The organism is Exiguobacterium sp. s133 (assembly GCF_018618595.1).
GTDB classification, from domain to species: Bacteria; Bacillota; Bacilli; order Exiguobacteriales; family Exiguobacteriaceae; genus Exiguobacterium_A; species Exiguobacterium_A oxidotolerans.
The window spans coordinates 269,245-292,535 of sequence record NZ_JACSMK010000004.1; the positions used below are offsets into that span (position 1 = coordinate 269,245).

20 protein-coding genes, 1 riboswitch and 2 other annotated features are annotated in these 23,291 nt (G+C 48.8%); of the genes, 13 read left to right on the forward strand and 7 right to left on the reverse strand.

Annotation, left to right across the window (positions count from 1 at the left end; translation table 11 throughout):
- The first annotated feature begins 1 nt into the window (after position 1).
- The 10 genes from KNP96_RS08290 (at position 2) to trpA (ending at position 10,211) form a co-directional block, all read left to right on the forward strand.
- Complete coding sequence (locus tag KNP96_RS08290; RefSeq protein ID WP_029333083.1) at positions 2 to 1,015, forward strand: thiamine pyrophosphate-dependent dehydrogenase E1 component subunit alpha; 1,014 nt, start codon at positions 2 to 4, stop codon at positions 1,013 to 1,015.
- Positions 1,012 to 1,995, forward strand: a complete 984-nt coding sequence (locus KNP96_RS08295; protein WP_214769952.1) for an alpha-ketoacid dehydrogenase subunit beta — start codon at positions 1,012 to 1,014, stop codon at positions 1,993 to 1,995. Before KNP96_RS08290 ends, KNP96_RS08295 begins: the two co-directional genes overlap by 4 nt.
- Before the next feature lie 13 nt (positions 1,996 to 2,008).
- Positions 2,009 to 3,283 (forward strand): dihydrolipoamide acetyltransferase family protein, encoded by a 1,275-nt coding sequence (locus KNP96_RS08300; RefSeq protein ID WP_214769955.1) that lies wholly within the window; start codon positions 2,009 to 2,011, stop codon positions 3,281 to 3,283.
- Between the two features lie 50 nt (positions 3,284 to 3,333).
- Positions 3,334 to 3,567: a binding site (T-box leader), on the forward strand.
- Positions 3,568 to 3,619: 52 nt separating this feature from the next.
- Positions 3,620 to 3,866: a binding site (T-box leader), on the forward strand.
- Between the two features lie 51 nt (positions 3,867 to 3,917).
- Positions 3,918 to 5,312, forward strand: a complete 1,395-nt coding sequence (gene trpE, locus KNP96_RS08305; RefSeq protein ID WP_088836626.1) for an anthranilate synthase component I — start codon at positions 3,918 to 3,920, stop codon at positions 5,310 to 5,312.
- Positions 5,309 to 5,875 (forward strand): anthranilate synthase component II, encoded by a 567-nt coding sequence (locus tag KNP96_RS08310; protein WP_088836627.1) that lies wholly within the window; start codon positions 5,309 to 5,311, stop codon positions 5,873 to 5,875. The genes trpE and KNP96_RS08310 overlap by 4 nt, the downstream gene beginning before the upstream one ends.
- Before the next feature lie 6 nt (positions 5,876 to 5,881).
- Entirely contained in the window at positions 5,882 to 6,901 is a 1,020-nt protein-coding gene (gene trpD, locus KNP96_RS08315; protein WP_214769958.1) for an anthranilate phosphoribosyltransferase, read from the forward strand.
- A complete protein-coding gene (gene trpC, locus KNP96_RS08320) occupies positions 6,898 to 7,674 on the forward strand; it encodes an indole-3-glycerol phosphate synthase TrpC (protein WP_214765368.1) in 777 nt (258 codons plus the stop codon). Before trpD ends, trpC begins: the two co-directional genes overlap by 4 nt.
- A complete protein-coding gene (locus KNP96_RS08325; protein WP_088836630.1) occupies positions 7,661 to 8,230 on the forward strand; it encodes a phosphoribosylanthranilate isomerase in 570 nt (189 codons plus the stop codon). The genes trpC and KNP96_RS08325 overlap by 14 nt, the downstream gene beginning before the upstream one ends.
- A gap of 5 nt (positions 8,231 to 8,235) precedes the next feature.
- On the forward strand, positions 8,236 to 9,432 hold the full coding sequence (trpB, locus tag KNP96_RS08330) for a tryptophan synthase subunit beta (RefSeq protein ID WP_088836631.1): 1,197 nt from the start codon (positions 8,236 to 8,238) through the stop codon (positions 9,430 to 9,432).
- Positions 9,432 to 10,211 (forward strand): tryptophan synthase subunit alpha, encoded by a 780-nt coding sequence (gene trpA, locus KNP96_RS08335; protein ID WP_088836632.1) that lies wholly within the window; start codon positions 9,432 to 9,434, stop codon positions 10,209 to 10,211. Before trpB ends, trpA begins: the two co-directional genes overlap by 1 nt.
- Before the next feature lie 160 nt (positions 10,212 to 10,371).
- Here trpA and KNP96_RS08340 read toward each other — a convergent pair whose 3' ends face one another.
- From KNP96_RS08340 to KNP96_RS08365, 6 genes are all read right to left on the reverse strand, one after another.
- Positions 10,372 to 12,363, reverse strand: a complete 1,992-nt coding sequence (locus tag KNP96_RS08340; protein ID WP_214769961.1) for a penicillin-binding transpeptidase domain-containing protein — start codon at positions 12,361 to 12,363, stop codon at positions 10,372 to 10,374.
- A gap of 137 nt (positions 12,364 to 12,500) precedes the next feature.
- Positions 12,501 to 13,223 carry a M23 family metallopeptidase gene (locus KNP96_RS08345; protein ID WP_088836634.1) on the reverse strand — a complete coding sequence of 241 codons (723 nt, stop codon included), beginning with the start codon at positions 13,221 to 13,223 and terminating at the stop codon, positions 12,501 to 12,503.
- 276 nt (positions 13,224 to 13,499) lie between these two features.
- Positions 13,500 to 14,387, reverse strand: coding sequence for a diacylglycerol/lipid kinase family protein (locus tag KNP96_RS08350; RefSeq protein WP_088836635.1), 888 nt, complete (start codon positions 14,385 to 14,387; stop codon positions 13,500 to 13,502).
- A gap of 128 nt (positions 14,388 to 14,515) precedes the next feature.
- On the reverse strand, positions 14,516 to 15,985 hold the full coding sequence (locus KNP96_RS08355; protein WP_029333096.1) for an alanine/glycine:cation symporter family protein: 1,470 nt from the start codon (positions 15,983 to 15,985) through the stop codon (positions 14,516 to 14,518).
- 224 nt (positions 15,986 to 16,209) lie between these two features.
- Entirely contained in the window at positions 16,210 to 18,066 is a 1,857-nt protein-coding gene (abc-f, locus tag KNP96_RS08360) for a ribosomal protection-like ABC-F family protein (protein WP_239456857.1), read from the reverse strand.
- Between the two features lie 281 nt (positions 18,067 to 18,347).
- Entirely contained in the window at positions 18,348 to 19,229 is an 882-nt protein-coding gene (locus tag KNP96_RS08365; RefSeq protein WP_088836636.1) for a DUF1002 domain-containing protein, read from the reverse strand.
- Between the two features lie 187 nt (positions 19,230 to 19,416).
- A riboswitch (TPP riboswitch) is annotated at positions 19,417 to 19,522 on the forward strand.
- 74 nt (positions 19,523 to 19,596) lie between these two features.
- On the opposite strand from KNP96_RS08365, the gene tenA reads away from it, so the two are divergent.
- The gene (gene tenA / locus KNP96_RS08370) at positions 19,597 to 20,298 is read left to right on the forward strand and encodes a thiaminase II (protein WP_088836637.1); all 702 of its coding nucleotides are present in this window, start codon (positions 19,597 to 19,599) and stop codon (positions 20,296 to 20,298) included.
- A gap of 150 nt (positions 20,299 to 20,448) precedes the next feature.
- Here tenA and KNP96_RS08375 read toward each other — a convergent pair whose 3' ends face one another.
- Entirely contained in the window at positions 20,449 to 21,222 is a 774-nt protein-coding gene (locus KNP96_RS08375) for a sporulation protein (protein ID WP_088836638.1), read from the reverse strand.
- A gap of 98 nt (positions 21,223 to 21,320) precedes the next feature.
- Here KNP96_RS08375 and KNP96_RS08380 point away from each other — a divergent pair, with 98 nt between their 5' ends.
- Both KNP96_RS08380 and KNP96_RS08385 read left to right on the forward strand, forming a co-directional pair.
- Positions 21,321 to 22,505, forward strand: coding sequence for a class I SAM-dependent methyltransferase (locus tag KNP96_RS08380; RefSeq protein WP_088836639.1), 1,185 nt, complete (start codon positions 21,321 to 21,323; stop codon positions 22,503 to 22,505).
- 32 nt (positions 22,506 to 22,537) lie between these two features.
- The gene (locus KNP96_RS08385; protein WP_029333102.1) at positions 22,538 to 22,963 is read left to right on the forward strand and encodes a BrxA/BrxB family bacilliredoxin; all 426 of its coding nucleotides are present in this window, start codon (positions 22,538 to 22,540) and stop codon (positions 22,961 to 22,963) included.
- Positions 22,964 to 23,291 lie beyond the last annotated feature (328 nt).

Consider the following 23,291-nt stretch of genomic DNA (forward strand, 5'->3'; position numbering starts at 1 on the left):
GATGGAAAAAATAGAATTTAAAGAACTCGTTGAGCTCGGACTGACGGAGCAGGATGCAATCCAGATGTTCGAGACGATGGTACGGGCACGAAAAATCGATGAGCGGATGTGGAAATTGAACCGGGCAGGTAAGATTCCGTTCCTCGTTTCTTGCCAGGGGCAAGAGGCGGCGCAAGTCGGGGCGGCATTCGCACTCGAAAAAGGAACGGATTATATTTTACCGTACTACCGTGATTTAGGGGTCGTCCTTCATTTTGGTCAAACATCGCGTGACATCATGTTGTCTGCGTTCGCGAAAGCGGAAGATCCAAACTCAGGTGGACGTCAAATGCCGGGACACTACGGCTCACGTGCTTTAAACATCGTCACGGGATCGAGTCCTGTCACGACACAAGTCCCGCATGCGGTCGGGATCGCCCTGGCTGCGAAAATGCGTAAGGAACCACTTGTTGCGTACGTTTCGTTTGGTGAAGGATCATCGAACCAAGGGGATTTCCACGAAGGAGCAAATTTTGCCGGGATTCATAAATTACCGGTCATTCTATTCTGTGAGAACAATAAATATGCGATTTCAACACCCCTCTCGAAACAATTGTCAGCGAAACATGTCGCAGACCGCGCAATCGGCTATGGCATGCCGGGTGTGACGATTGACGGGATTGATCCACTCGCCGTCTATAAAGCAGTCAAGGAAGCACGTGACCGTGGCATTCGTGGGGAAGGTCCGACGTTAATCGAAGTCGAAGTTGAACGTCTTGTCCCCCACTCGTCAGACGATGATGACAAATCATACCGTTCGGCAGAAGAACTGGCAGAACTGAAAACACGTGACGGCATCAAGATTTTCCGTGCGAAATTGATTGATATGGGTGTCTTGACGGAGGAGTCAGCGACAGAAATCGAGACGACGCTCGAACGTGAAGTCGAAGAAGCGACGGCTTATGCAGAAGCAGCGGCGTATGACTTACCGGAAAACGCACTTCGTTACGTGTACGACGAGGAGGAAACGAAATGACGACATTAAGTTTAATTGAAGCCATCAATAGCGCAATCAAAGAAGAAATGGAACGGGATGATTCCGTCTTTATCTTAGGAGAAGACGTCGGTGTCCGTGGTGGAGTATTCCGGGCGACACAAGGATTGCTCGAGCAGTTCGGGGAAGAACGTGTCATCGATGCACCACTCGCTGAGAGTGCGATTGCAGGTGTTGGAATCGGAGCCGCCATGTATGGCATGCGTCCGATTGCTGAGATGCAGTTCGCCGACTTCATCATGCCGGCCGTCAACCAAATCGTCAGTGAAGCGGCAAAAATCCGGTACCGTTCGAACAATGACTGGATTTGTCCAATCGTCATCCGCGCACCCTTTGGCGGCGGCATTCATGGTGCGTTGTACCATTCACAATCGGTCGAAGCGATGTTCAATTCGACGCCGGGTCTAAAAATCGTCATTCCGTCAAACCCATACGATGCCAAAGGGTTATTGAAGGCTGCGATTCGCTCGAATGATCCTGTGCTGTTCTTTGAACATAAACGGGGCTACCGGTTGTTAAAAGGTGAAGTTCCGGAAGAAGATTACACGGTTGAAATCGGGAAGGCCGATGTCAAACGGGACGGAGAAGACGTCACCGTCATCTCATACGGACTTTGTGTCCAAATGGCGCTTGACGCAGCAGTACGTCTTGAAAAAGACGGCATCGACGTCCATATCCTTGATCTTCGGACGGTCTATCCGATTGACCGGGCGGCAGTCGTCGCAGCGGCACAAAAAACGGGTAAAGTCTTGCTCGTGACGGAAGACAATAAAGAAGGCAGTGTCATGAGTGAAGTCTCGGCGATTATCGCGGAAGAAGCGTTGTTCGATCTTGATGCACCAGTCGAACGATTGTGCGGACCCGATGTACCGGCGATGCCATATGCACCGACGATGGAGAAATTCTTTAATATCTCAAGCGAAAAAATTGAAGATAAAATCCGGACGCTCTACGCGTACTGAGGGGGACCCGTCAATGAAGACAGAAACATTAACGATGCCACAACTTGGTGAGAGCGTGACGGAAGGAACGATTTCGTTATGGCTCGTCAAACCAGGAGACACTGTCAAAAAATATGATCCGATTGCTGAAGTCATCACCGATAAAGTGACAGCCGAAGTACCATCATCGTTCGATGGTGTCATCGACAAGCTGCTCGCTGAAGAAGGGGACACGCTCCAAGTCGGGGAAGCAATCGTCACGTTACAAGTCAGTGGTGGATCGACGGAAGTCGCAGCGACCGAAGAAGAAATCCCGGCTGTAAAAGAGCAGACGGTAGAAACGGATCAGTCGATGAAAAAACGCTATTCACCAGCTGTGCTGAAGTTATCAGCAGAACACGGCATCAATCTCGATCACGTCAACGGGACGGGAGCGGGTGGTCGGATTACACGCAAAGACTTGCTGAAACTCGTTGAATCCGGTCAGGTCAATCAACCGGATGTTGTCGAGGCACCAACGATTGAGACCGTACCGACAAAAGCGGAAGCGGCAGTCGAGGCACCGGCACCGAAGTCTGCGCCAAAACCGACGATGAGTACGACGGAAGACGGCGATATTGAAATTCCGACGGCAGGTGTCCGTCAAGCGATCGCGAGTAACATGGTGCGCTCGAAACAAGAAGCACCGCACGCCTGGTTGATGGTTGAAGTCGACGTGACGAATCTGGTCGAAGCACGGAATCGTCATAAAGATCAGTTCTTCAAACAAGAAGGCGTCAAATTGACGTTTTTACCGTTCTTCATGAAAGCGACAGTCGAAGGACTGAAGAAACACCCAATCATGAACTCGCAGTGGGCAGGCGATAAAATCATTCAAAAACGGGCAATCAACTTATCACTCGCCGTCGCGACGCAAGAAGCGTTATTCGTCCCGGTCGTCAAACATGCGGATGAACTGAGCATTAAAGGACTCGCTCGGGCAATCGATGACTTCGGTAAACGGGCGCAGGCCGGTAAGTTATCGTCAAGCGAGATGCAAGGTGGTACGTTTACCGTCAATAACACGGGTTCGTTCGGTTCGATCCAATCGGCACCGATCTTGAACTTCCCGCAAGCGGCGATTTTATCCGTCGAATCAATCGTCAAGCGCCCGGTTTGGGTCAACGGCATGTTCGCAGCACGTGACATGGTCAACTTATGTATGTCGATTGATCACCGTGTACTTGACGGGTTAGTGGCCGGTCAATTCCTGCAGACCGTCAAGCAGGCGCTCGAATCGATTGACCCGGATCAACTCGCTTTATACTAAATAGTTGACAGGTCGCCCGAAGCGACGTAATATAATAAACAATTGAACAACATAACGCTACGACGAAGAAGAGTAGCCCGTGAAACGATTGAAGAGAGCTGATGGGTGGTGCGAATCAGTATCGGGAAACAGGTGAATGGGCTTTTGAGCATCAGACCGAACTTGAAGTAGGCTCTGACGGTGACCTCCCGTTATCGAGGACGACGAATCAGGTGCGCCGGTTCGTTCGAGGGGACTATTGGATAGTCAACGAAGGTGGTACCGCGGGTTTTCCCGTCCTTCATGTGAATGATCACATGAATGGACAGGAAGACCCTTTTCGTATACAACAACATAAAAAAATCGATGAATGAGTTAAGTAGTTAAACACATCACTGTTTCAGAGAGCCGGAGAAAGGTGGGACTTCGGCACAGGGAGGTTTAATGAATGGTCTCATGAGAGCATGGCTGAATTTACAGTAGGTCATGACGGAAGCCCCCGTTATCGCAGGCTACGGTGTCCTTGAAATGAGGAAGCACCGGAAAAGTGGGAACGCAACAACCGTTCCAATCGAGGTGGCACCGCGAGTTAATCGTCCTCCATGTAGCAATTGCTATGTGGAGGACTTTTTTTATACCAGGAGGCGAAATCAGGATGATTCAGACAGAAGAATTAGTAATCGAACGACTTGAGATGAACGGGGACGAGCTGACACCAATTTCGATTTTTCGACGGATCGACGGGAATCGAAAGTGTTTACTCGAAAGTTCGACCCAGTCCGGGAATGCACGTTACTCAATCATCGGGGTCGACCCAGTCGCTTTGCTACGGGCAGAGGGGAATCAAGTCACGCGGCATGATTTAAAGACGGACGAATCGGTTACGACGATCGGCGATCCGGTCCATTTACTGCAACACTACATCACACGACCAACAAGTGAACTGGACTTACCCTTTTTAAGTGGGGCGATCGGTTACGTCGGCTATGACACGATTCGCGCCTATGAAAACATCGGAGTGATGCCAAAGATTGACCGGAACCTACCGGATGCGTTACTCGCCGTCTATGATGAAATCATTTTATACGATCATCTTGAACATCGCGTCCACTTGGTCCATACGTCACTCGGTGGTGTGACGGACCGCAGTGAAATGATGGAGCGGTTAGAACAAAGAAAGCAACAACTCGAACGGACAGGGGAGCAAACCTTACTGGAACGTCCCCTTGAAAACATTTCATATCAGCCGCAGATGGAGAAGGAAGATTTTATCCAGCTCGTGGAACAAGCGAAACAACATATTCGGCAAGGAGACGTCTTCCAACTGGTGTTATCGCAACGACTCGATGCGACCTTCGCGGGGGATCCGTTTCACTTCTACCGGAAGTTACGGCAAGACAACCCGAGCCCTTATCTCTTTTATATCGACCTCGGCGAGTTGATTGTCCTTGGGGCATCGCCGGAAAGTCTCGTTCAGGTCAAGGGAAGACGCGTGACGACGAATCCGATCGCCGGGACACGGCGCAGAGGACAAACGAAACAAGAAGACGAACGGTTGGCAGCTGAGCTCGTTGCAGACGAGAAGGAGCGTGCCGAACATCGGATGCTCGTCGATCTTGGCCGCAACGATCTCGGCAAGGTCTGTCAGGTCGGAAGCATTAACGTATCGCGCTACATGGAAATCGAACGTTTCAAAAACGTGATGCATCTTGTCTCCGTCGTCGAAGGGACGTTAGCGAACGGGCAGACAGGAGCCGACGCCTTGATTTCTTGTTTACCCGCTGGAACGGTCTCCGGGGCGCCGAAAATTCGGGCGATGCAATTGATTGAACAGTATGAAACGTTGAAGCGGGAAGTGTATGCGGGCGCCGTCGGTTACTTCGATGTCAGTGGAAATCTTGATTTTGCACTCGCAATCCGGACGATGGTCATCAAGGACGGTACGGCCTATGTCCAAGCCGGTGCCGGAATCGTCTATGACTCGGACCCGACGCTCGAATATGAAGAGACATTGCATAAAGCGAAGTCGTTACTGGAGGTTTGGAAATGATTTTATTGATTGATAACTATGATTCCTTTACCTATAACCTGTATCAATATGCGGCGGAACATACCGCCGTACAAGTCGTCCGTAACGATGCGATGACAATCGAAGGCATTCAAGACTTGCAACCGGACGGAATCATTTTATCGCCGGGACCAGGTAATCCGAATGATGCCGGGATTTGTCTAGATGTCATCAAACAACTGTCCGGTTCGATTCCAATCCTTGGCGTCTGTCTTGGTCACCAAGCAATCGGACAAGCCTTCGGGGGACAAGTCGTCCAGGCAACGGACATCATGCACGGCAAGACATCGATGATTCGACAGAACGGGAACTTATTTAAGGGACTCGCAGAACAATTCGAAGTCATGCGGTATCATTCACTGATTGTCGACCGGCAGACCGCACCCGACGTGTTACGCATTACGGCGGAAACAGTAGACGGGACGATCATGGCATTTGAACATATCGAACACCCGACGTACGGGATTCAGTTTCACCCAGAGTCGGTCGGAACGATCGACGGAAAACAAATCGTTAAACGATTCATTGAACTGACAGGGGAGTGACAAGACATGAAAGAGATATTAACGAAACTAGCAGCTGCGAAGCATTTACGATACGAAGAGATGCAACAAGCAGCACGACAACTGTTTGAACCGAACGTGACGGACAGCGAAATCGCCGCCTTCCTCGTCGCCTTAAAAGCAAAAGGCGAAACAGCGGATGAACTGGCGGGACTCGCCTCAATCATGCGGGAAGTCGCACTCGACATTCCCGTCACAGGAACGGACTTCATCGACAACTGTGGGACGGGTGGCGATGGCTCACAGTCATTCAACATCAGTACGACAGCCGCCTTCGTTCTCGCAGGTGCAGGCTCGAAAGTCGCCAAGCACGGTAACCGGAGTATCTCGAGTAAAACGGGCAGTGCCGATGTCCTCGAGGCATTAGGTGTTAAACTGGATGAAACACCCGAGCAACTCGCAAACCGACTCGAAGAAAACGGGATTGCGTTCTTATTCGCTCAGCGGATGCACCCGCGTGTCAAACAAATCATGAAGGTCCGGAGCGATTTACGGATCCCGACGATCTTCAACTTGATTGGTCCGTTAACGAACCCGGTCTCTTTAAAAACACAATTGCTCGGGATTTACCGGGAAGATTTACTCGAGACGATGGCGTTGACGTTACACCGTCTCGGACGCAAACGGGCAATCGTCTTACACGGAGCGAATGGAATGGATGAAGCGTCTCTCGTCGGAACGAACCAACTTGTGTTACTCGACGACGGAGAACTGATTCGCTTCAGTCTTCACCCGGAAGAAGTCGGATTGACCGTCGCCCCACTCGAAGCAATCCGTGGCGGGTCGGCACAAGAAAATGCCGACATCTTACTACGTGTCCTTGACGGGGAAGCGGGACCCTACCGGGATACGGTCTTACTCAACGCCGGCATCGCCCTGTTCGCGGAAGGACGGGTCAAAACGATTCGGGAAGGAATCGATTGTGCGATCGTCAGTATCGATTCCGGACAAGCACGAGAAAAACTGCGACAATTGCAACAGACGAAACGACAGGAGGCAATCGGATGAATATTTTAGACCGCATCATTGAAACGAAGAAACGCGAAGTAGCTGAACTCAAGGTGGCAGGAGTCAAGCAAATCGAACGGTCACCGTTACACCGTTCGATTCACGAACGACTCGGCCAAGACGACCTGTCGGTCATCGCGGAAATTAAACGGGCATCTCCTTCAAAAGGCGACATCTCGCTCGACGTCGACCCTGTCGCTCAAGCAAAACGGTATGCAGCAAGCGGGGCAACGGTCATCTCGGTTTTGACGGATACGACGTATTTCAAAGGAAGCATGGCAGACCTTGAGGCAGTCGCAAATGCAGTCGATGTGCCCATCCTGTGTAAAGATTTTATGATTGACCGGATTCAAATCGACCTTGCGAAAGCGCATGGAGCGAGCTTAATCCTGTTGATCGTCGCGGCACTTGACGAAGCGACACTGGAAGACTTGTATCACTATGCCTACGCAAACGGTCTCGAAGTTTTAGTGGAAGTCCATGATGAAGCGGAACTGAAGCAAGCAGAACAGCTCGGTGCACGCATCATCGGCATCAACAACCGAAACTTAAAAAAGTTCGCCGTCGACTTAGCGACATCGACACGGCTGTTGCAGACGAAGCGCCCGGGCGTCCGGTATATCAGTGAAAGCGGGATTCAGACGGTCGAGCAGGCACGTCAGCTCCATCAGGACGGGGCAGACGGCATTTTAGTCGGTGAAACGCTGATGCGCGCAGAGGATCCCACCGCCTTCATCCAAGCAGTCAACGGACCGGTCTATGACACGCATTAAATTTTGCGGGTTACGGCGCGCCGATGATGTGGTGGTCGCGAGCCGACTCGCCGACTACATCGGTTTCGTGTTCGCGCCGAGTAAACGTCAGGTCACGCTCGAACAAGCAGCTAAATTGCGGCAATTGGTTCCGGCAACGGTCCAAGTCGTCGGTGTGTTCGTCTCGCCGACCTTACAAGAAGTCGAAGCGGCGATTGAAACGGTTGGACTGGATTTGATTCAAATTCACGGTATGGTGGACGAAGCGATTCGTACACAAACGAAAGTTCCGATCATTCAGGCACTCGTCGCGGGCGCCACTTCAATCGATACGGAGGCTGATTACATTCTCTATGACGCGCCCCAAGCTGGAAGCGGACAACCGTTCGATTGGTCGACGGATTTAACAAGTACACGACCGATGTTCGTCGCAGGTGGTTTGACACCATCGAACGTCGCAGCAGCAATCGCGCGCTATCAACCGTTCGCAGTGGATGTCTCGAGCGGAATCGAAACGGAGTTTCAAAAAGATCAACAAAAAATGCTGGCATTCGCACATGCCGTAAAGGGGAGATGAGCACGATGGGTTATTCACAACCAGATGCACTTGGTCAATATGGGGTTTATGGTGGACGCTACATTCCGGAAACATTGATGCAAGCCGTCCTTGAACTGGAACAGGCCTATGCCGAAGTCAAAGAGGACCCGGCGTTTTATGAACGGATGAACGATCTCTTAAAAAATTACGTCGGGCGTGAGACGCCACTCTACTTCGCGGAACACTTGACGCGGGAAATCGGTGGCGCGAAGATTTACTTGAAACGGGAAGACCTGAACCATACGGGCGCTCATAAAATCAATAATACGATTGGACAAGCTCTACTCGCAGAGCGGATGGGGAAACGAAAAATCGTCGCCGAGACCGGTGCCGGACAACACGGTGTTGCCACGGCGACCGTCTGTGCCCTACTTGATTTAGAATGTGTCATCTTCATGGGGGAAGAGGATGTCCGGCGTCAAGAATTGAACGTCTTCCGGATGGAACTGCTTGGGGCGAAGGTCATCCCGGTCACACAGGGCAGTCGGACCCTGAAGGATGCCGTCAATGAAGCGTTACGTTACTGGGTCAAACATGTTGAGGATACACACTATTTGATGGGATCGGTTCTCGGACCGCATCCGTTCCCGGAGCTCGTCCGTGATTTCCAATCCGTCATCGGGAAAGAGACGCGGGCGCAAATCCTTGAAAAAGAGGGTGTCTTGCCGGACGCGATCGTCGCTTGTGTCGGTGGCGGGAGTAACGCGATTGGTATGTTCCATCCGTTCATCGATGATGAAACGGTTGCGCTGTACGGAATTGAAGCAGCAGGAGACGGGATTGAGACGGACAAACACGCAGCGACGATGACGAAAGGTGAAGTCGGTGTCTTACACGGGTCGATGATGTACTTGCTACAGGATGCACACGGTCAAGTCACGGAAGCCCATTCGATTTCAGCCGGGCTCGATTATCCAGGCGTCGGACCGGAACATAGTCTCTTAAAAGACATCGGTCGTGTCCAGTATGAAGCCGTCACCGATCAAGAAGCACTCGATGCGCTCCAGTTGTTATGCCAAAAAGAAGGCATCATTCCGGCGCTCGAAACAGCACATGCCGTCGCCTATGCGACGAAGCTTGCGAAAGACATGTCGGAAGACGAGATTCTCGTCATCTGTTTATCCGGTCGCGGTGATAAAGATGTCATGACGGTCAGATCGGCCTTAAAGGGGGAAGCGTGATGCGATTAGAACAAGCAATCCGAACAGTCAATGACCGCGGTGAAAAAGCGTTTATCCCGTATGTCATGGGAGGTGACGGCGGAATCGACCGTCTGCCGGACATTTTGGCATTCCTCGAACGGAGTGGGGCCACAGCAATCGAAGTCGGTGTCCCGTTCTCGGACCCTGTTGCGGACGGTCCGGTCATTCAAGAAGCCGGTCTTCGCGCGCTTGCACACGAAGTCAGCTTACACGACGTCCTCGAGGCGATTCGGGTCGCCCGTCAAGAAACGACGGTCCCGATCGTCGTCATGACCTACTTGAATCCGATTTTCCGCTTTGGCATCGATGCCTTTCTTGCGACCTGTCGTGAAGTCGGGGTCGATGGCTTAATCATTCCGGACTTACCACTCGAACAGAGTGCGCAGTTTTTTGCGAAGCATGACAAACAAGACATCGCCCTCGTCCAACTCGTTTCACTGACGAGTCCGATCGAACGGATTCAAAAAATCGCGAATCAAAGTGAAGGGTTCCTCTATGCCGTCACCGTCAACGGGACGACAGGAGGGCAGACGACGTTCGGCGAGTCGCTCGAAGCGCATCTTGCAAATGTCGCGGAACTGAGTCCTGTTCCGGTCCTCGCCGGGTTTGGAATCAGTACGCCGGCACACGTCAAACAGTTAGGGGCTTCGGTCGCAGGTGTCATCGTCGGTAGTAAAATCGTTGAGTTGTTACAACAAGAAGATACATCAGCGATTGAGCAATTGATGGCAGCCCGGTTACCCGATCTTCACGTCTAACTAAAAAAGATCTGACGCATCCGTCAGACCGACATCAATCAAATGGCCGATGATTCCACTTTTTACGGAATCATCGGCCATTTTACGTTTCTTCATAAAAAGCGGTGACGGGCGACCCTGCAGCAAACATCAGCTGAAATCGCACCCTTGACCAATCGCTTTACTTGGCCTCTTTCAAGACTTCGGCGACGAGACCGGAAACATACGGACTGCCCCGGTCTTCCTGCTCGACCGATTCAATCATCATCGCGACGAGTAGCGTCGGGTCATCGTTGTCATAACCAACGAAAAAGCCATTTTCCTTCCCCTTTGTTTCTCCAGCTTGCTTAAGTTCAGCCGTTCCCGTCTTACCGGCAACGGCGACTTCCTGTATGTCGGCAGGTAAGTCATATCCGGCATGGACGACATCATACAAGTCTTTCCGGATCATCGAGGCGTCGTTCTTAGAGATTAAATCCTGTTTCCAGATCTGTTTTGTTTTTTCATCCGCCCGTAACGTTGGCTGATAGATGATTCCGTCTGTCAAAAAGATTTCGTACATCGAAGCGAGGTGGACGATGTTCGTCAACATCTGACCTTGTCCGTACGATGTATCCATTAATTGACCGTCAGATGAAATGGTCCCGTCGTTTGAAATCTGTGAAGCCCGCATCGGATAGGCGAACGGAATTTTTTCACCGTAACCGAGTGCCTCCAGTCCATTCGTAAAGGTGTCAGCACCTACTTCAAGTGTCGATTGCGCGAAATAAATATTATCCGAGTAGACTAGCGCATTGTGTAAATCGACAGGGTCCGGTGTCTCGTGGATCCGGGTGACATTGAAGCCATCCTTTTTCCACTTTAAGCCGTCAATCGAATAGGCTTTATCGGGATTTAACTTTCCGGCGTTTAGACCGATGGAAGCCGTCAACGGTTTTTGTGTCGATCCGGGTGCAAAGGCACTCGTAAAACGATTGAGTAACGGTTGATCTGAATCATTCGTCAATGTGTCGAGTCGGTCTTGCGAGATGCCGAGTGTGAACTCACTCGGATCAAAACCGGGGGAGCTGACGAGGGTCCGTGTTTCACCGGTCCTTGGATCAAGTGCAGTTGCGACACCCGGTTCACCGTTCATCGTCTCGTACGTCGATTGTTGGAGCGCACCATCGATCGTCAGCGTAATGTCTTTCCCGTCTTTGACCTTCGTCTCGGCGACGGTTACCGGTTCGTCCTGGTCCGACTTCACGATTTCGATGCTCGTTCCGGACTGGCCACGAAGTTCATCATCGAAAACCTGTTCAAGTCCGCGTTTACCAACCTGTTCACCAGCTTGGATTTTATTGTTCGATTGTTCGACGTCTTCAGCGGTCGCCGATCCAACATAGCCGATTAAGTGGGACGTCGCTTCACCGTATGGGTAAGTCCGCACTTCTGTTTCCTTGGCGCTGACCCCTTTAAGTGCCGTCAAGCGCTTAACGGTTGCTTCGTCAGACGGATCAAATATTTTTAACGGAACGAACTGACCGTCCTTGACCCAAGATGCCGATAGAGCGTCGTCAATCGAATTCGTCGACCGGTCGAGGAGAGAAGCGACTTTCTTTTTGGTCGTGTCATCCAGCTGGCCAGCTGTCACACCGACTTCAAAGCCTTGACCGGTCGTCGCGAGCGGTTTTTCATTCCGGTCAATTAAATCACCGCGTTTTGCGGTAAGCGTGTTCAATTTGATTTGATCCGCTTGTTCAAAGTCTTCGAACAGGAAGGAAGGATCCCAGTCGACGTACCAATTGTCTGTGTCTTTGTTTGTCTCGTAGACGAGCGGGACCTCTTTCTTGAACGATACAGGTCCCGCGACCGTATCGAATTTGACGGTGACAGGCAATAGTTGTTTCTTCTCATCATCTGTGTCGGGTGCTTTTCCCGGTGTAATGGAAATATTTTTGATTTCAAGCGTATCGTTCAATTTTTTCGTTCGTTCGATGAACTGACTTTCTCCGTACTCTTTTTGTGTCGTTTGACTGACATAATCGGCATACATCTTGTCATAGTCTTGTTTTTCCCAAAGCTTTGAATAGGAAGCGAGTCGTTCTTCTGCTGTCGGCTGATCTTGACAGCCGACAAGAATTCCGATGCTCGCAGCACTTGTTGCGGCAAGCAAAAGTGAGCGTGATTTCAAGGTGAATCCCTCCTTAAAAGCATTTATTTAATCACCGTACCATTGTTTTGTCTAACTTTCACCTAAGACACCCTTGACGCACGAGAAACGTAAGGCACAAAAAAACCACTGACGAATTTAAGTCAGTGGTGGTTGAGTTAATTGAAGTAGTTTAATGGATTGATACTGCTTGCAGCAGATGACGCACTGTAGACGTATGAACCACGGTGTAGTTCAAAGTGAAGATGGGCGCCGAAGGCGTTTCCGGTTGCACCGACCGTCCCGATTTTTGCTCCTTTTGCAATCGTTTGACCGGCATATACCGAGCGACTGTTCAAGTGAGCGTAGACCGTCGTGTAAGCAAGTCCATTGATTGTGTGCGTCATCATAACGTAATTGCCATAAGCACCGTAATTACGGGACGTGATGACTTTACCGGCAGCAGAAGCATAGACGGGCGTTCCTGTTGCAGCGCCGATATCGATTCCGTTATGGAACGTATAACCGTAAACGCCGCTCGCTGCACCGTATCCTTGTGTGATTGGACCACTTGTCGGTCGCGAAAAGCCACTCGATGCTTTTGTTGCCGTCGTTGTTGTGACTTTATACTTTTTGACATACTTGGAAGCGACATAACGGGAAGAACCTGAGTATGAAATTTTCGTCCATGATCCGGATACGCCGAGGTACTTGTATGTTTTTCCTTTATTGACGGTTCCGACTGCTTTATAGGCAGTCGAAGGACCCGTTCGAACACGGAGACCGTCAGCCATTACTTTTACTTTATATGTAGTTGCTGCTTCGACTTTTTCGATGCCTGTCGTAGCGAAGCCTGAAACCATTAGTGCTGTCATTGTCATTGTTGTTAACATACGCTTCATATGTGAGTTCCTCCTAATTGGGAAAAGGCGACGGACGTCAGTAAAACTAAGTCTTTCAATATTGTAAGGTGAAGGTTCTATGTAGTTAAGGTAGAAAATGTTTTCTTGATAGAATGATTATAGCATCGGAAATAAAGGGGAAATATTTCAGTTTTGTTTCAAAGTTATCACTCTATAACATATATTGTAATGGTCATTTTTGGTTTATTTTGTCCATGCTAAAAAGCCCACCGATTCTATGCAGCTTGGTGGGCTTATATTCATAAAGGATAGTACTTAGGACGTGGGAGCGATGACGTTTAAGTGCTGACCAAGAACTTGGACCGTAATCGGAAGTTTGCCTGCCGTATCGCCATCAGCATTAATCGGAAGTGTTTCCGAAGATTCGATTTTGACTTCCTTCGTTGTAAAGTACTCGACTTGATCTGCTTCAGATAAATCACCTTTCAATAGTTTAGGTAGCGCTTGTAAGGCGTCTAAAATACCAAGTTGTTTTACAAGAAAAACATGAAGTAATCCGTCATCGACACGCGCCTCTTGCGCAAATGATTCGAAACCGCCGACGGAATTCGTCAACGAAACGATAAGTAACGGTGTTTCGCCGTCGAAAGATTTTTCTCTGGCTGTTAACTGGAGCGGGTAGGGACTATGATCCTTGAAGGCTTTTAATCCTTCAATGAAATATGCGATAGAACCGAGTGATGTCTTCTGTTCGACACTCACTTCTTCGACGGCATCGGCAATCAGCCCAATCGCAATCACGTTCATGAAATAGTGTGATCCATACTTACCGATGTCAAAAGGACGAATCGGAGCATCTTCGAGAACGTTGATCGCGTCGCGGGCATCCGTCGGAATATGGAGCGCACGTGCTAAATCGTTGACCGTCCCGAGTGGAACGATGCCGAGCGTCGGACGGTGGTCTTGTTCTGCGATTCCCGTGATGACTTCATTGACCGTTCCGTCACCGCCCATTGCGATGACGGCGTCATACTGCTCAGTCGAAGCAGTACGTGCAAATTCTGTTGCGTCGAGTTCTTTTTCAGTGAACCGGACATCGACCGTTGCAAAGCGCTGAGCGAGTGTACCTTCTGCAAATTCTGCGTATTTTTTACCTAATTCTTTCCCGGATGAGGGATTAATAATTAACATGGCCTTCGACACATTCAATTCCTCCTTAGTGACTCTCTGTTCCTATTTTCCCAACTCACGACCAAGATAATCCTAGCGCAGCAAAAAAACCTTGGAGGCGATTACACGCGCCTCCAAGGTTTTTAGTAGAAAAGAAATGTTTACCGTCGTGCGACAGGTGGTGCTTCACCAGCAGCTGGACGCGCTTCTTCTTCATCGTCCCAACATTCGGTATTTTCGATACCTAATGCTTTAGCAGAGAAGACAGGATCAAGACCTTGCTTACGTTGGTTTTGGTAGTCATTGATGACTTTGATTGCGACTCCACCTAAGAGCGAGATGGCTGTTAAGTTGATTAATGTCATACCGGCCATGAAGAGGTCGGCGAAACTCCAAACCATTCCGAGGCTGAGGAGCGATCCGATGAAGACGAATGCCATCGTAGCAATTCGGAAGCCAAAGACAGTTGATTTACTTTTCTTGATGAATTCAATGTTCGTTTCACCGTAGTAGTAGCTACCGACAATTGAACTGAAAGCGAACAAGAAGACACTGATTGCGATAAAGGCTGGTGCGACGGCACCGAGTTGCTCAGAAAGCGCATTTTGTAACATGGCGATACCTTCACCATTACCGGCAGCGTAGCTGTCACTGAGTAAGATGATTGTCGCTGTTGCTGTACAGACGATCAACGTATCAAGGAAAACACCAAGTGTTTGTAAGAATCCTTGTTTTGCTGGGTGAGAAACTTCAGCGGCAGCAGCAGCGTTCGGAGCAGAACCCATACCGGCTTCGTTCGAGAAGAGACCACGTTTAACACCGAGCGAGATTGCAGCACCGACAGATCCACCAACAGCCTGGTCGATACCGAATGCACTCTTAAAGATCATTGCGAAAACCCCTGGAAGTTCAGTGATGTTCGTGATGACAACAAAGATGGCAGCAATCAAGTAGAGTGACGCCATGATTGGTACAACGATTGCTGAAACTTTCGCGACACGGTGGACACCACCGAAGATGACGAGACCTGTAAGAACGACTAAGATCCCACCGACGATCATTTTGTCGATTCCAAAGGCGTTGTCAAAAGCAGCGGCAATCGTGTTCGATTGAACCGAGTTAAAAATAAGACCAAATGTGACGGCGATTAAGATTGCAAAAATGATTCCGAGGACGCGGTTGTTCAATCCTTTTGCGATGTAGTAAGCAGGACCACCGCGGTAAGCGTTATTGCCTGTATCACGTACTTTATACACTTGAGCAAGCGTACTTTCAATAAGGGCTGTTGCTCCACCAAGGAGGGCGACCATCCACATCCAGAAGACCGCTCCGGGTCCACCAAGTGTAACAGCGATCGTAACACCGGCCAAATTCCCTGTACCGATTCGAGTCGCGGCACCGATGAAGAATGATTGAAGGGATGTAATACTCTGACCTTCATCATCTGTTGTCTTTTCATTTTTATCGAGTGTGACACGGAACATCTCTTTCAAGTAACGGAATTGGATGAACTTCGTTTTAATGGTGAAGTAGATGCCGACTCCGATTAAAGCGGCGATTAAGATATAAGACCATAAGATGTTGTTGGCGAAATCGACGCCCGATTGTACAGCTTGTTGAAATGCATCCATGTGATAGTTCCTCCCAAAGTGTTTTTGCTAAAAACTGATAATAGCTATAAGTTGAATTATACGAATTTTCAGACAACTTGCAAGCTTTTTTTCGAAACTTTCTTTTAAAATATTTAAAATATATTTTTTCGGGTTCAGAAAAACAGATCGTCATCAAAGCATTTTTAATTTAAAAAACCACCGCACTTAATGAAGCAGCGGTGGTGAAATGATGCGTTTTTTGATTAGTGATCGACTGCCAACAATTTTTCATAGAAGTCATCAATTTGACTAACGAGCTGTTCTCGTTCTGAGAATAATGTCGTGAGGACTTCATAATCATGTGTCGCCGCGAGTGATGTATCGAGTAAAGCCACCTCATCCTCTAGCTGTTGAATCTGCTGTTCGAGTTCGCCTGCATTTAAAGCCGGATGTTTCCCGGCTACCGGCGTCCGGGTAGCGCGGGGCGTGGGTGCCGCTGATTCGACGATTGACCGGGCATGTCGTTTTTCGGCAGCATATTGGTAAGAACCGTGAAAGATTTCTGTCGTGTCATCTAGCCAATAGGTTTTCGAGAAGAGTCGGTTCAAGAAATAACGGTCGTGCGATACGGCAATCAGCGTTCCGTCAAAGTGCTCGAGTGCTTCTTCAAGCGCCTCGCGGGATTCAATGTCGAGGTGATTCGTCGGTTCGTCAAGAATCAGGACATTAAGCGGCGAATGGACAAGAATCGCGAGCATCAAGCGCATCTTTTCCCCGCCGCTTAACGCAGTAATCGGTAAGAAGACACGTGGACCGAAAAAGAGGAAACGGGCCAACAGGGAGCGAGCTGTTCCTTCGTCCGCCGAAACGTGTGAGCGGAAGTAATCGATCAGTCGCTCTTCACCCGGCATATCGACGTGTTGCGATAAAAATCCGACCTGATTTGACGGACCACGCGTGACACGTCCGTTCGTCGGCTGGAGTTGTCCAAGTAAGACACGTAATAACGTCGTTTTCCCACTTCCGTTCGCACCGACGATTCCAATCCGGTCACGTGCCGCGGCTTCGAAATCGAGCGACGCGAACAACTTCCGGCCGGCGACGGAAAGCGTGACATCCTCAAGACGGTAAACGATTTGACTGAGTTGCCCTTGCGACGAAAAGCGGATGTCAGGCACCGCTTTTTCCAGGAGTGGCCGTTTGAGTCGCTCAATCCGTTCGAGTGCCCGTTCCATGGCTTTTGCTTTTCGGAACAGTTTTTCGCTTGGCGGAGAGGATTCATTTGCCCACTGGCGCAAGCGCCGAATCGCATCCTTCATCTGTTTGATTTTCTTTTGTTGTTCCGTGTAGGCGTGGAATTGTTCGAGGAGCAGGCGTTCTTTCGCGACCGTGTACGCCGAATAATTTCCTGGGTAGATTGTCAGTTCACCATCTTCAAGTTCAGCGATCAAGTTGACACTTGCGTCAAGAAACACGCGATCATGCGAGACGATGATGACAGCGCCCGGATAACTGTTTAAAAATTGTTCGAGCCATTCGATTGCTGCGAGATCGAGGTGATTCGTCGGTTCGTCGAGAATCAACAAGTCTGGTTCCACCAGCAGCATCCGGCCGAGGCAGATTTTCGTTTGTTCGCCACCACTTAATTGAGAAAAGGGACGTGTCAGCAAGGCATCGAGGTGGAGTCCGTTAATCATGCGCTGGATTTTCGAGTCGAGCAGGTAACCGTCCTGTTGTTCGAATTGTTCGGTCACACGCGTATACTCATTTAGCACATCGTCCAGGTGGTCAGCACTTGCCATTTGTTGTTCAAGCTGATGCATCGTCGTCCGTAAGGCGACGATTTGGGCAAATGCGGTCCAGAGAACATCAAGGCCCGTCAATTCTTCTGCGAACTGTGGAATTTGAGCCAAATAACCGATGGAAAGTCCTTTTTTGAGATAAAGGGTTCCGCTGTCCGCTGTTTCGAGTTGCGCGATTAAACGCAGTAACGTGGTTTTTCCGGTTCCGTTTCGACCGATCAATCCGATGCGGTCAGCTTGTTTAAGATAGAGCGAGACATCGGTTAAGACGGATGCTCCCCCAAATTGTTTTGTCAGGTGTTGGATGTCGCAAATCATGATCAGTAACTTCCTTTCATGCGCATCAAAAAACGGAGAACGCAAATAGCGCTCTCCGTTTACCGTAAAAGGTGCGCTTTGCTTTATTTTTCAGATGGATGTTCCTAAGAAAAGGGCAGACTCGTCCTTTAGAACGCCATTTCATGAAAAATCGCGCGCAACAGATAAAGTTGTTCCATCAACCATTGCTTACACGCAGCAAAACCCATCTTTTACACCACCTTTTCGTTTCGATAAAGTTAGTTTACCATGTTTTGAACTGAAAATGAAATCGTTTTCAGTTACTTGAACAGTCCGGAAATCGAGTTAAAGAACTTACTTAAGCCGTCAAACAGTTTTGCAAAAAATCCTTTCGTTTCTTCGGAGGTCGCGAACGCGTGGATATCTTGCCCGGCACCCTTTAATCCGGTCTCGATTTGTCCCCAGTTCAAGTCAGCTTTCTCCATTTGACTGAACAATGACGTCAACCGCTCCATTTGGGCGTCCGACAACTGGATGTTGTTATTTTGAATGACTTGGATGATGACATTCTCGATATCGACTTTGGTTTCCGGCTTTTGTTTGGCGATCTCTGCTTTGATTTCATTCATCAGTTCGGCGACTTTGTCCGTCCCGACCGTTTTTCCGACATCGGAAGTGACCGATAACTCTTGTTGGGCTAAATCTTTTCGTTCATCCGTCAATTTAATGCCGGTCTCAGCCGACGTTTGATCGTATGCTTTCATGATCCCCGTCAAAGCAGAGGTCCCGGTGACTTTATAAGGGGAAGTGATTGTGATGTCGGCGTCCGTTACGCCTGCAGTGACGAGCGCGTTCAAGTACATGTCTTTTGTTACCCAGGTAATGTTTTCGGTCGCGACAGATAAACCGTCGCCTTTTTCAGCGAGTTCGATTTTTGCGGAAGAGTACATATTGCCGCCGAGTTGCGATTGGGGAACGTTTTTCCCTAAATATTTTTCTTCATCCGCTGCCGTGGCGATGACGGGCGTAATGCCTTCCGGCGCATTCAATCGGGCGAGTACCCAGGCTTTATCCTTTGCCCCGAGCGATTCACCAAGCGTGATGATTGTTTTATCGACGACTTGCTCTGCTGAAGCAGCAGTCGGTAGAAGTAAACTTGTCGCTAAAAGCGTCGTGGTCATGATTTTTGTTGCTTTATTCATAGTATAAATCCTCCGAGTATAGTAGGTAGTATCAGGTGCTAATTTCATTGTAAGTGACGTCTTCCAGAACGGAATCGGTCTTGAGGCGGAATGAACCGCCCACCTCGTGTCCCTAATCCTATACTACATTTCATTTAAAATCCTGATCATGTGACTGAAAAAATGATATAGTGAAGAGGAATTAAATAATGACCACTAGGGGAGTCGGTAGGCCGACTGAGACGACGAAGACGTTCGGACCCTTTGAACCTGATTAAGTTTGGACTTACGGAGGGAAGTGGCGTGAATATCTCTCTTGTTGTCTCTTCACGTCATGCCCTGTTCGTAGGGTGTGGCGTTTTTTGATTCAACAAAAGGGGGAATTAGGTTGAAATTCAGTCAAGAAATTCGGCAAGCCGCAAAAACATATTGGGACAGCAGTTTTTCCCATCCATTCGTCACAGGCATTGGTGACGGGACGTTACCGCTCGAAAAATTTCGACATTATGTCATGCAGGATGCGTATTACTTAAAACATTTCGCAAAAATTCAAGCCCGGGCCGCCTCAAAGGCAACGGATTTTGCGACGATCGCGGAACTCGCGGAACATGCGACATCGACCTATGCGGCTGAGCTATCACTCCATCAATCGTTTTTTGAACCGCTCGCTATTACGGAAGCGGATTTAGCAGCGTTCGAACCGGCACCGACTGCGTATGCCTATGTCTCACATATGCATCATGCGAGTGAGGGGACACTCGGGGAAACGATTGCAGCGATTTTACCGTGTTACTGGCTTTATTATGAAGTCGGACAACAACTGTTGACGAAGTCACCGGCGTCACCGATTTATCAACAGTGGATTGCAACATATAGCTCGGAATGGTTCGAACGGGTCGTCTTTGAACAGGTCGACCGGCTGGATGCTTTGGCGGCGCAAGCGACTGAAGCAGAACGGGAACGGATGAAACACCATTTCGTCAGAAGCTGTTATTACGAATTGATGTTTTGGGAAATGGGCTGGACGGAAGAAACGTTTGAACGTCTCTTTACACAAGTTACGCGTCAACCAAAAGTAACGAAACGATAAGTACAGCTTTAGCCGCTGTTGATCAGCGCGATCAGACGGCAGACTGCACAAAACCTGAGCAATTTTCAGCTTTCGTAAAGAAAGTCATGGCAATCGCTCAGGTTTTTTTGTTGGTGGATTACAGGCATGATGAAAATTCTGGTAAGGAAATCAGCTGTACCGTTCAATCAAATCGTTTAATTGTTGTTTGACGGCGTTTCGGTCCATCAAATCGTGGTTCGATAAGGATAGCTTCGTCATCGTCTCATCCGCACCCGCCATCTCACTGAAGAGCGAACCTAAGTCGTGGGCACGACGGTCGATTTGCAAGACGATGTCGATGCCGGTACGGTCTTGGAGCATGATGAGTTCGACTTCATCGAGTTTATGGGCGAAGTACGTATTGCGTGCCGAATACTCGAGTTCCTGGGCGATCGGTAAATCCTTCCGGTAACGCCCGGGAAGTTTTTCCGTGTCCGCTTTCTTGAGTCGGAAGCCAAGTTCTTCCATCGCTTCTAAGATAACGGATTGGAGGTCATTGGCTTGGACGATGATGGCGTCCCGGTCTGACGGATCGACCGCCTGGGCGATATCGAGACCCGTTTCAATCCATGACTTCGATTGACTGACCGAGAGCGGCGTATTGAATGGTACTTGAAGCGTAAACGGAATTTCGCGTTCGACACCTGCTTCAATCGTAAAGGCGGCTTCGTTTAGCGAAAAACGATCGAGTGTGAACGTCGTAAATGTCGTGCTGTCCCTGACTTCTTCTTTATATTGTGTATTAAACGCTAAATAAATCCGATCGATTTCTTGGTCGACATTGCCGCCTTTAATATGGACGGTTCCGTGAATCTGTCCGCCTGGCTCACAGCGTTCGCTGTCGAGTCGTGTATCGACTGTGGCGGCACCGATTCCGATTTGTGATAAAAGTTTTTTGAACATCGTTCGTTCCTCCTTTAATGATGAAGCTACCTTACTTGTCGAATAGGGTGGAATTTGCTACAGTTTCGAAAGAACAATCAGAAAAGGACGGGACTACAGTGGAATTACACCAAGTAAAAGAATTACTCACTCAAAAGCTCGAGGCTGCTGCTCTCGTGCATGCAACGATTAGTGGTCCGCGCCAAAAGTCGAATGATCTTCGAAGAATCAAACTAAAACCGATTCTATTGAAAGATACGTATGCAATCCAGTTAGAGTTTCAATATGAACGGATAATTAAACACGAAAATTTGTCGGTTGATGAATTTTTAGAACGACTCGACGGATTGATGGAGGAATTCCGTCAATTTTTATTCCGTTTCGAGACGGAAGAAGTACAGTTCCAGTTATCCAAAAAAATGAAAGTATCGTTAAAAACAACGCAACAATCACCCCTGCAAGCAGAACTGTCGCATAACCGTAAAAAAAGTCATCTCCTTGAAGATGGTGTCGTCGTTCCGTTTTTAGTCCGACTCGGTGTCATGACGGAAGACGGACAAGTCAAACGGCAAAAGTACGATAAATTTAAACAAATCAATCGGTTCCTGGAGTTCGTCGAAGATAGTATTTCCGCGTTACCGACAGACCGAACGTTACGGATTCTTGATTTCGGTTGTGGAAAATCGTACTTGACGTTTGCCTTGTATCATTATTTAAGTGTCGTCAAAGGCTTCGACTTGAAAGTGACCGGACTTGATCTCAAAAAAGAAGTCATCGAAGAATGTACAGCGATTGCGCGCGATCTCGACTATACGAATCTCGAGTTTCGTGTCGGGGACGTCCATGATTATAACGAAGATACAGAGGTTGACTTAATGGTGACGCTTCATGCCTGTGACGTCGCAACGGATGTTGCACTTGCCCGCGCCGTTGATTGGAATGCGTCTGTCATCTTAAGTGTCCCGTGTTGTCAAAAAGAACTCAATCGTCAACTCGACTGTTCACCACTCGACGTCATGTTGCAACACGGGCTGATTCAAGAGAAGTTCGCTTCGCTTGCGACGGATTCGATCCGTGCCGAAATCTTGACGCTCGTCGGTTACGAGACACAATTGCTTGAATTCATTGATTTAGAGCATACACCAAAAAATGTCTTGATTCGTGCGTATAAAAATGACCGTCAGCCGTCGGAAGAAAAAATTGACCGTTACGTCGCCTTCCGTGATCTACTACATGCGAAACCATATTTGGCGCAAGAATTAAGCGGCAGACTTGGACAGATTTCATCTAAACTCGTACAATAAGGAAGAGAACGAATAAGGGAGGAATTAGACCGATGGATTTCCAAATGTATTTTGAAGACGTCGTCCAGACAGCACGTAAAGAAGCGGCAGCTGCTGGTTTTGAAGAATTAACGACAGCTGAAAGCGTCGATGACGCGATGAAGCGTGAAGGATTGACACTTGTCCTTGTCAACTCAGTATGTGGATGTGCAGGTGGGATTGCTCGCCCGGCAGCTGCTTACGTCAATCGAATGGAAGGCGTGAAGCCAGATCATTTCGTAACGGTGTTTGCGGGACAAGACCGTGAAGCAACGGACCGGGCACGCGAGTACTTTGAAGGGTATCCACCTTCATCACCATCATTCGCTTTGATGCAAGATGGCAACATTCTTTCGATGGTTGAACGTTTCGACATCGAATCGTTTACTGCAGAAGAAGTTGTTGAAAAATTAGAGTCATTGATTGAAATTTACGCATAAGTGAATCAACTGGAGCCGTGTTTCTTAATTGAAACACGGCTCCAGCATGTATACAAACGCTTATGAAGAGTGAACATGCGACATCTAGGTGCGATCCATTCGCTTTTCGCGGTTCTAAAGCGATTCAAGACAGATTGCGCTCTAAACCGTCTGCATGTCTGGATTTCCTTCACGGTATTTCCTAAAGAGCGTCACGTTTCGTTGACTCCTACGGGAAAAAGTGCGTTTTTAACGCACTTTGATATGCTCCCCAAAAAGTAGACAGTTGAAATAAGAAAAACTGTTTACTTTTGAAAGGAGCTTTTTTCTATGTCCAAATTCAAGCGTT